This is a genomic window from Nocardiopsis sp. NPDC050513 (assembly GCF_044457925.1).
In the GTDB taxonomy this organism is placed as follows: Bacteria; Actinomycetota; Actinomycetes; order Streptosporangiales; family Streptosporangiaceae; genus Nocardiopsis.
The window spans coordinates 19,943-29,469 of sequence record NZ_JBITHK010000027.1; the positions used below are offsets into that span (position 1 = coordinate 19,943).

The 9,527-nt window shown below is 74.1% G+C and carries 8 protein-coding genes and 1 pseudogene; 8 read left to right on the forward strand and 1 reads right to left on the reverse strand.

From position 1 onward, the window contains the following. Positions 1-31: 31 nt before the first annotated feature. The 8 genes from ACIBFB_RS27030 to ACIBFB_RS27065 all read left to right on the forward strand — a co-directional run bounded on the left by ACIBFB_RS27030 (position 32) and on the right by ACIBFB_RS27065 (position 8,982). The gene (locus ACIBFB_RS27030; protein WP_397234955.1) at positions 32-2,887 is read left to right on the forward strand and encodes an Rne/Rng family ribonuclease; all 2,856 of its coding nucleotides are present in this window, start codon (positions 32-34) and stop codon (positions 2,885-2,887) included. A gap of 433 nt (positions 2,888-3,320) precedes the next feature. Further along, entirely contained in the window at positions 3,321-3,632 is a 312-nt protein-coding gene (gene rplU, locus ACIBFB_RS27035; protein WP_397234965.1) for a 50S ribosomal protein L21, read from the forward strand. A gap of 13 nt (positions 3,633-3,645) precedes the next feature. Next, positions 3,646-3,906: a 50S ribosomal protein L27 gene (gene rpmA / locus ACIBFB_RS27040; RefSeq protein ID WP_075928003.1), complete on the forward strand. Its 261-nt coding sequence runs from the start codon at positions 3,646-3,648 to the stop codon at positions 3,904-3,906. Positions 3,907-4,038: 132 nt separating this feature from the next. Beyond that, entirely contained in the window at positions 4,039-5,403 is a 1,365-nt protein-coding gene (gene obgE, locus ACIBFB_RS27045) for a GTPase ObgE (protein WP_397234957.1), read from the forward strand. A 96-nt stretch (positions 5,404-5,499) separates the two neighbouring features. Beyond that, positions 5,500-6,657: a glutamate 5-kinase gene (gene proB, locus ACIBFB_RS27050; protein WP_397234959.1), complete on the forward strand. Its 1,158-nt coding sequence runs from the start codon at positions 5,500-5,502 to the stop codon at positions 6,655-6,657. After that, positions 6,657-7,511: an endo alpha-1,4 polygalactosaminidase gene (locus ACIBFB_RS27055; RefSeq protein WP_397234967.1), complete on the forward strand. Its 855-nt coding sequence runs from the start codon at positions 6,657-6,659 to the stop codon at positions 7,509-7,511. The genes proB and ACIBFB_RS27055 overlap by 1 nt, the downstream gene beginning before the upstream one ends. Before the next feature lie 115 nt (positions 7,512-7,626). After that, positions 7,627-8,517, forward strand: coding sequence for an alpha/beta hydrolase fold domain-containing protein (locus ACIBFB_RS27060; RefSeq protein WP_397234961.1), 891 nt, complete (start codon positions 7,627-7,629; stop codon positions 8,515-8,517). Between the two features lie 9 nt (positions 8,518-8,526). Beyond that, positions 8,527-8,982, forward strand: a complete 456-nt coding sequence (locus ACIBFB_RS27065; protein WP_397234963.1) for a type II toxin-antitoxin system PemK/MazF family toxin — start codon at positions 8,527-8,529, stop codon at positions 8,980-8,982. 109 nt (positions 8,983-9,091) lie between these two features. Here the strand turns inward: ACIBFB_RS27065 and ACIBFB_RS27070 are convergent. Then, positions 9,092-9,527, reverse strand: a pseudogene (locus ACIBFB_RS27070) (hypothetical protein); the annotation flags it as partial.

Consider the following 9,527-nt stretch of genomic DNA (forward strand, 5'->3'; position numbering starts at 1 on the left):
CGCCCGAGGACTTTGACGGGAGACCGCCCGGATGCTCGACAACGAGCCCACGAACGGCGCCGACGGCGCCGCGGGTACAACTGAAACAGCCAACGCCAAGGCGCCGACGCCCCCTGCGGGGGACGACGCGGTGCGGGTCACCACGCCCGGCTCCGCCAAGGGCGCACGCCGCGCCGCCGGACCGCCCCCCGAGCCGGACGACGCCGCCGCCCCCGCCCAGCCCAGGACCACGCTCGCCGGTTCCGGCGAAGGGGGAACGGTCAAGACCTCCGTGAGCGCGGCCCCGCGCCGGCGCACGGTGCGCGCGGCCGGCAGCCCCGACGAGGAGGCCCCCGCCCCGCGCAAGCGGACCAGGAGCACCAGGGCCGCCGCCCCGGCCGCCGAACCCGCCCCCGCCGCGCAGGGCCGCGTCGAGGAGCCCGCCGCGCGGCCAGCGGAGCCTGAGGCCCCCGCCGACGAGGAGACCTCCGGCGCCGCCGTCTTCCAGTCGCCCGCCATGCTCTTCCAGCCGCCGGTCGCCCAGCAGGCCGCCCCGGCGCCCGCCGCACCGGCCGAGCCGGTCGAGCCGGAGGCCGCGGAGGAGGAGGACGAGGACGAGGACGAGGGCGAGGAGACCGCCGAGGAGACCGGCGCCCGGGCCGAGGACGCGAGCGCCGACGATCGGCCGAGCCGCCGGCGCCGCCGCCGCGGCGGCCGGGGCCGGGGCCGCTCGCGCACCGGCGAGGAGACCTTCGCCGAGGCCGAGTCCGGCGCGGACGAGGAGCGCGCCCGCGAGGCCGAGGAGGAGAGGGGCGAGGCCGCCGAGGCCGCGCCCGAGCAGACCCCCGCCGAGGAGGGCGAGCGCGGCAGCCGCCGGCGCCGCCGCCGTCGCCGCAGGGCCGGGACGGCCGCCGAGGCCACCACCGACGACCCGCCCAACACCGTGGTCAAGGTGCGCGAGCCGCGCCAGGAGAAGCCGATCGAGGACGAGGTCCAGGCGGTCCGCGGCTCCACCCGGCTGGAGGCCAAGAAGCAGCGCCGCCGCGAGGGGCGCGAGCAGGGCCGCCGCCGCGCGCCGATCGTCACCGAGTCGGAGTTCCTGGCCCGTCGCGAGTCCGTCAAGCGCGACCTCGTGATCCGCCGCAACGGCGACCGCACCCAGATCGCGGTGCTGGAGGACGACGTCCTCGTGGAGCACTACGTCGACCGGTCGACCCACCGCTCCTACGTGGGCAACGTCTACCTGGGCCGGGTGCAGAACGTCCTGCCGTCCATGGAGGCCGCCTTCGTCGACATCGGCAAGGGCCGCAACGCCGTCCTGTACGCGGGCGAGGTCAACTGGGACTCCTTCGGCCTGGACGGACAGCCCAAGCGCATCGAGTCGGTGCTCAAGTCCGGCCAGTCGGTCCTGGTGCAGGTCACCAAGGACCCGATCGCGCACAAGGGCGCCCGTCTGACCAGCCAGATCAGCCTTCCCGGCCGCTACCTGGTGTACGTGCCGGGCGGGTCGATGACCGGGATCAGCCGCAAGCTCCCCGACAAGGAGCGCGCGCGCCTCAAGCAGATCCTCAAGAAGGTCATGCCGTCCGGAGCGGGCGTGATCGTGCGCACCGCCGCCGAGGGGGCCAGCGAGGAGGAGCTGGAGCGCGACATCTCGCGTCTGGCCAACCAGTGGGAGTCCATCAAGCGCAAGTCGAAGTCGGCGAGCGCTCCGTCGCTGCTCAACAGCGAGCCCGACCTGACCGTGCGGGTCGTGCGCGACGTGTTCAACGAGGACTTCTCCAGCCTGGTGGTCGCCGGGGAGGAGGCGTGGGACACCGTCCACGAGTACGTGGACTACGTGGCGCCGAACCTGTCGGAGCGGCTGTCGCACTGGACCGAGGACCGCGACGTCTTCTCCGCCTACCGGATCGACGAGCAGATCAACAAGGCGCTCGAGCGCAAGGTGTGGCTGCCCAGCGGCGGGTCGCTGATCATCGACCGCACCGAGGCCATGACCGTGGTCGACGTCAACACCGGCAAGTTCACCGGGCAGGGCGGCAACCTCGAGGAGACCGTCACCAAGAACAACCTGGAGGCGGCCGAGGAGATCGTCCGCCAGCTCCGGTTGCGCGACATCGGCGGCATCATCGTGATCGACTTCATCGACATGGTGCTGGAGTCCAACCGCGATCTCGTCCTGCGCCGCATGCTGGAGTGCCTGTCGCGCGACCGCACCAAGCACCAGGTGGCCGAGGTCACCTCGCTCGGCCTGGTGCAGATGACGCGCAAGCGGGTCGGCCAGGGGCTCCTGGAGGCCTTCTCGCACACCTGCGACCACTGCAACGGCCGCGGCCTGGTGCTGTCCACCGAGCCGGTGGAGGGCAAGGGCGGCAACGGCGGCCGCAAGAAGAAGAAGGGCAAGGGCGAGGCGGAGCAGCCCGCGGAGAAGGCCGAGCAGCCGGAGAAGGCGACGAAGGCGGGCAAGAAGGCCGAACCCGCCGAGGCCGAGCCCGCGCCCGTCGCCGACGAGGCGGCCGAAGAGGCGGACAAGCCCGCCAAGCGGACCCGCAAGCGGACCGCCCGCGCCCGCAAGGCCGCCGAGCCGGCGGAGGAGCCGGCCGCCGAGGCCGCACCCGCCGCCGAGGGGGAGACCGCCGAGGCTCCGGCCGAGGAGCGGGCCGAGGCGCCCGAGCCCGAGGCGCCCGCCGAGCCGGAGCCCGAGGCCCCGGCCAGGAAGACCCGGACCCGGCGCGCCACCACGCGCCGGACCACCCGCGCCGCGGCCGCCGAGGCTCCCGCCGAGGAGGCCGCTCCGGAGGCGGAGGCGCCCGCGGCCGAGGAGGAGACCGCCGAACGGCCCAAGCGCCGCCGGACCCGGCGCACCAAGGCGGCGGCCGCCTCGCCGACCGCGGTGGAGGCCGGTTAGACCACCCGCCGCGTCCGTCCCCGCGGGTCGCTCCCGGGGGACGGACGCGTGGTGCGGCCCCCGGGGCTGTGCCTCAGGGGGGTCGGGTCCGCAGCGGAGCGGAGGGCCGGAGCAAGCAGGTGTGCAGCCGCGCGGCGGGTCGGTGGTAATCTGATGGGCGGTGCGTCGGCGCGCTCCGTGTGAGCCCGCGCCCCGACACCGAAGTGCTCTCCACGCAGGGTTTGTTTCCCTCAGATCCCCGCGCCCCGCTACAGGCGATCAGTGGATCGTGGAACGAGGCTTCTTCCCACCACGGTGGGAGCGGCCCCTTCACAGCCAGGCCTGGCACAGGCAGGGCTGACCCGGGGGCTCCGCGCGAGCGGGCCTGGACTTCCCCCGGGAATGGTCCCAGTGAGTGCATTATTCGTTGAGCGAGCAGGAAGAGAGTTACCCGGTGTACGCGATCGTGCGAGCGGGCGGCCGACAGGAGAAGGTGTCCGTCGATGACGTCCTGAACATCGACAGGGTCTCCGAGGAGGCCGGCGCCACCCTGATCTGGCAGCCCATCCTTGTCGTCGACGGTGACAACGTCATCAGCGAGGCCGACAAGCTGAGCGGTTACACGGTCACCGCCGAGGTTCTCGGTGAGACCGCTGGTCCCAAGATCAACATCCTGAAGTACAAGAACAAGACCGGTTACAAGAAGCGCATGGGTCACCGCCAGAAGCACACCCAGGTGCGCGTCACCGGCATCGCGGCGAAGTAGGAGGCCTGGAGAGATGGCACACAAGAAGGGCGCTTCGTCCAGCCGTAACGGTCGCGACTCCAACGCCAAGCGGCTTGGTGTCAAGCGCTTCGGCGGTCAGACCGTTTCGGCCGGCGAGATCCTGATCCGTCAGCGCGGCACCAAGTTCCACCCGGGCGCGAACGTCGGCCGCGGCGGCGACGACACCCTGTTCGCCCTGGTCGCCGGCGAGGTCAAGTTCGGCAACTACCGAGGCCGCAAGGCCGTGAACATCGTCCCCGCCGCCGCCGAGTAGGTCGCTCGCGGACGGTGTGGATTTCGGGGCGGGCCAGGGAACACTGGCCCGCCCCTCGCGTTGTCACTGGTTGACGCGTGTGGTTCGCGGTGACCCTCCCGGGGTGGGCCCGCACGAGTAACGGGGAGAGCAATGCCTGACTTCGTCGACGAGGCGGTCTTGCACGTCAAGGCCGGGAACGGCGGGCATGGCTGTGCCTCCGTGCACCGTGAGAAGTTCAAGCCGCTGGGCGGCCCGGACGGCGGCAACGGCGGCCGGGGCGGTGACATCGTCCTGGAGGTCGACGCCCAGACAGCCACCCTGCTGGACTACCAGCGCCGCCCCCACCGCACCGCCCAGAACGGCACCCCCGGGCAGGGCGGCCACCGCGCCGGGGCCAACGGCGGGGACCTCGTGCTCACGGTCCCCGACGGCACCGTGGTCACCCGGACGGACGGCGAGGTCATCGCCGACCTGGTCGGCCACGGGACCCGCCTGGTCCTGGCCAAGGGCGGCAGCGGGGGACTCGGCAACGCCGCCCTGGCCAACAAGAAGCGTAAGGCCCCCGGCTTCGCCCTCAAGGGCGAGGAGGGCGAGGCCTTCGACGTGCGCCTGGAGATGAAGACCATCGCCGACGTCGGTCTGGTGGGCTTCCCCAGCGCGGGCAAGTCGTCGCTGATCGCCGCGCTGTCCGCGGCCCGGCCCAAGATCGCCGACTACCCCTTCACCACCCTGATCCCCAACCTCGGCGTGGTCGAGGCGGGCGCGGTCCAGTACGTGATCGCCGACGTGCCCGGCCTCATCCCCGGCGCGAGCGACGGCAAGGGCCTGGGCCTGGAGTTCCTGCGCCACATCGAGCGCTGCTCCACGCTGCTGCACGTGCTGGACTGCGCCACCTACGAGCCCGGCCGCGACCCGGTCAGCGACCTGGAGGCGCTGGAGGCGGAGCTGTCCGCCTACGGTGAGCGCACCGGCGTCGACCTGTCCGACCGTCCGCGCATCGTCGCGCTGAACAAGGTGGACGTGCCCGAGGCCCGCGAACTCGCCGAGCTGGTCACCCCGATGCTGGTCGAACGCGGGTACCGCGTCCTGGAGGTCTCGGCCGCCTCCCGCGAGGGCCTGCGCGAGCTGTCCTTCGCCCTGGGCGAGCAGGTGGCCGCCGCGCGCGCCGCCGCCCCGCCCGTGGAGCCCACCCGTATCGTGATCCGCCCGAAGATGATCGGCGAGACGCCGTTCGAGGTCGTCCCGCTGGGCGGCAACGCCTTCCGGGTGCGCGGCGACAAGCCCGCGCGGTGGGTGCGCCAGACCGACTTCTCCAACGACGAGGCCGTCGGCTACCTCGCGGAGCGGCTCAACCGTCTCGGCATCGAGGAGGAGCTGGCCAAGGCCGGTGCCACCGAGGGCGCCGAGGTGCACATCGGCACCGAGGAGGACTCCGTGGTCTTCGACTGGGACCCGTCGACCGACGCCGAGGTCGTCCCGTCCGGCCCGCGCGGCACCGACGCCCGGCTGGGCTGACCCGCGCGGGGACACCGTTCCACACCAGCCGGACCCACACTCAGGTACGCGCACGGCGACCGAACCTGGAGCCGTGCCACGGATGGAGAGCCCCCGGTGGACACCTTGGGAACCGAGAACATCGACGATCTGGAGGTCGCGGGCCGCAAGGCGGTGGCGACCGCTCGGCGGGTCGTGGTCAAGGTGGGGTCGTCGTCGCTGACGACCCCGGAGGGCCGGATCGACTCCGGCCGCATCCGCGGCCTCGTCGAGGTCCTGGCGGCCCGACGCGCGCTCGGGCAGGAGGTCATCCTGGTCTCCTCCGGCGCCGTCGCCGCCGGGATGACCCCCCTCGGGCTGACCCGGCGCCCGCGCGACCTGGCCTCCCAGCAGGCCGCCGCCAGCGTCGGCCAGGGCCTGCTGCTGGCGTCCTACACCGCCGAGCTGGCCGGGCACGGCCTCAACGCCGCCCAGGTCCTGCTCACGGTGGAGGACATGATGCGGCGGGTGCAGCACCGCAACGCGCAGCGCACGCTGCGCCGCCTGCTGGACATCGGGGCGGTGCCGATCGTCAACGAGAACGACACCGTGGCCACCCACGAGATCCGGTTCGGCGACAACGACCGGCTGGCCGCCCTGGTCGCCCACCTCATGCGCGCGGACGCGCTCGTGCTGCTCTCCGACGTGGACGCCCTGTACGACGGCAACCCCTCCGACCCCTCCACCTCCGTGGTGGACCTCGTGCGCGGCCCCGAGGACCTGGACGGCATCGACATCGGCGGCAGCGGTAAGCGGGGCGTGGGCACCGGCGGCATGGTGACCAAGGTCGAGTCGGCCCGCATCGCCACCGAGGCCGGGGTGCAGACGGTGCTGACCTCGGCCGCCAACGCGCGCGCCGCACTGGCGGGGGAGCGGGTGGGCACGCTCTTCGCCCCGACGCGGGGGCGCCGCCCCTCGACCCGTCAGCTGTGGCTGGCCCACGCCACCGCCGGCCGGGGCAGCCTGGTCCTGGACCCCGGGGCGGTCGTGGCGGTCGTGAGCGAGAAGGCCTCGCTGCTGCCCGCCGGGGTGGTCCGCGTCACGGGGGACTTCAGCGCGGGGGACCCGGTCGACCTGCGCGACGAGCGCGGTACCGTGGTCGCGCGCGGACTGGTCAACTACGACGCGTCCGAGGTTCCCGACATGATGGGCAGGTCGACACGGTGGTTGGCTCGCGAGATGGGTCCCTCCTACGAACGGGAGCTCGTGCACCGCGACGACCTCGTCGTCCTGTGATCCGGCGCGGCGGCGTCGCCCCGGGGTACGCCGTCGCCGCCGTCGTCCTGGCCGTCCTGGGCGCCGGGTGCGCGGCGGGCGGTACCGGCGACGGGGCGGAGCTCTCCTCCACAGGGGCGGACGGCGTGGAGCTCCCTCCCGCGGGCGCGTTCGACTACCAGCTCGGCGGCGCCTACGAGCCGCCCTCCGACGTGGGGGCCGTGGTGCGCGACGCCACCGACGAGCCCGCTCCGGAGCTGTACTCGGTCTGCTACGTCAACGGGTTCCAGACCCAGCCGCAGGAGCGGGACATGTGGGTGTCCGAGCACCCGGACCTGCTGCTGCGCGACGGGGACGGCGCGTTCGTCGTCGACCCCGACTGGCCGGACGAGTTCCTGCTGGACGTGTCCACCGAGGAGCGGCGCGCGGGGATCGCCGAGATCGTCGGCGCGACCGTCGAGGACTGCGCGGAGCGGGGCTTCGACGCCGTGGAGTTCGACAACCTCGACTCCTACACCCGGTCGGACGGTGCGTTCACGGCCGACGACGCCCTGCTGCTCGCCACCGAACTCGCGGACGGGGCGCACGGCCTCGGCCTGGCCGTCGCGCAGAAGAACTCGGCCGAACTGGCCGGGCGGGCGCGGGAGGAGGCCGGGTTCGACCTGGCCGTCGCCGAGGAGTGCGTGGCCTACGAGGAGTGCGCCGCCTACACGGACGTGTACGGCGACGCGGTCCTGGCCGTCGAGTACCCCGACACCCTGGAGATCCCCTTCGAGGAGGCGTGCGCCGACCCGGACACCCCCGCCGGCACGATCCTGCGCGACCGCGACCTGGTCGTCCCGGACGAACCCGGATACCTCTTCGAGACCTGCTGACCGGCGCATCGCGGGAGCCGGTAGGCGTTCGCTGAGGTCAATGCCCCTTCGTCCTGAGCCGCGGACTGTGAGAGGGTCTCTCCGGGACATCCCGTCCCCGGCGAAGGGAGACGACATGGCGAGTCTGGCCGTCCGCGTGCTCTCGGGCGTCCTCCGGCCCACGCGCAAGCGTCCGGTCGAGACCGTCGAGGGCGCCCGGAGGCGGATCGCCCGGGCCAAGGCCGACCCGGCGCCGCCCGGGTGGGTCGTGCGCCGGCACGGGGTCACCCGGCGGACGGTCGGCGGGTTCTCCGTCTACACCGTCCGCCCCGGGAGGGTCGCCGACCCCGGTCGGGCCGTGGTGTACCTGCACGGCGGTTCCTACGTCGGCGAGATCGGCCCCGCGCACTGGGCACTGGTCTCGCGGCTCGCCGACGCGGGCTGCCGGGTGGAGGTCCCGGTCTACGGGCTGGCGCCCCGGCACACGTACCGGGAGGCGTTCCCGTTCCTCACCGAGGTCCACCGCGGGCTCCTCGACGGCCTGCCGCCGGAGCGGACCGCGTTCGCGGGCGACTCCGCCGGGGCCGGGCTGGCGCTCGCCCTCGCCCAGTCGCTCCCCGGGGCCGGACTGCCCCTCCCCGCGCGGCTGGTGCTGATCTCCCCGTGGGTCGACGCCACCCTGTCCCACCCGTCCATCCCCGCGGTGGCGGAGGCCGACCCCATGCTCAGTCCCGTCTCCCTCCTGGAGTCGGCGCGCGCCTGGGCGGGCGGGGACGACCTGGCCCACCCGCGGATCAGCCCGGTCAACGGTCCGATGGCCGGGCTGCCGCCGACCGATCTGTACATCGGCACCCGCGACCTGTTCCACGGCGACGTCCTGCGGCTGCACGGCGCGCTGCTCGCGGCGGGAACGCGGGTGCGGCTCGACGAGGCGGTCGGGGCGATCCACGTCCACCCCCTGACGCCCACCCCGGAGGGGCGCCGGGCACGCCGCCGGATCGCCGTCTCCCTGCGGGGAAGCCGCTGAAGCCCTAGGATGCGGTGCGTGAGCGAACACAGCACGCGCGGGCGAGCCCCGCACCCCCAGCGGGGCCGCGTCCGCGAGATCCCCACCGAACGCAACGCCACCAGGATCGCCTACGCGCCCGAACGCGACGGCCTCGCCGACGCGGGAGAGATCGTGTGGACATGGGTCCCCTACGAGGAGGACCCCGAGCAGGGCAAGGACCGGCCCATGCTCGTCGTCGGGCGCAAGGACGGGCGTCTGCACGGCCTCATGCTCTCCTCCCAGAGCCCCGACGCCTGGGAGGCCCAGGACTGGCTGCCCATCGGCACCGGCCCCTGGGACCGTGAGGGACGGGACTCCCACGTGCGGGTGGACCGCCTCTTCGAGTTCGACGAGGACGGCATCCGCCGGGAGGCCGCCGTCCTGGACGAGGAGCGGTTCCGGCTGATCGCGGAGGTGCTGCGGGGCCGCTACGGCTGGAGCTGACCCCCGCGGCGGGTACCGTCCGCGCCACGGGGGCCTCGCTGGAACGCCCGGTCGCGCCCGTGGCCAGAGGGGCGCGACCGGGGCCCGTGCCAGGGGAGGGGTGTCCCGGTCAGCCCGCGACCAGGGGGTCCTTCGCCGGTGCGCCCAGGTGGGCGGTGAGTTCGGCGCGCAGTCGGACCCGGTCGGCGCCGTGACCGTGTGCGGCCACGTACCCGTCGGGGCGGATCAGGTGGTAACCGGGCGCCGGGCACAGCCGGTGCGCCTCGGCCTCGTCCGCCGCCAGGGTCCGTACGGTGACGTCGGGCCGGTCGGCGACGGCCCTGGTCAGCCCGTCCTCCACTTCGGGGGCGCCCCCCACGGCGGCGACCGTCCACCCGGGCGGGTCGGCGGCCCCGCCCTCCGCGGCGGGGCGGGCGCCTCGGCGCGTTCGGGGCCGGTGCGGCCAATCCCCGGCGAGGTGGGGGCCGCGCCGATAGGCTCGAGGGGTGGCGCGGCCCACCGGCACCGGATCGAGGGCCCTCGGGGGCCTCCGGCCAGCGGAGGGG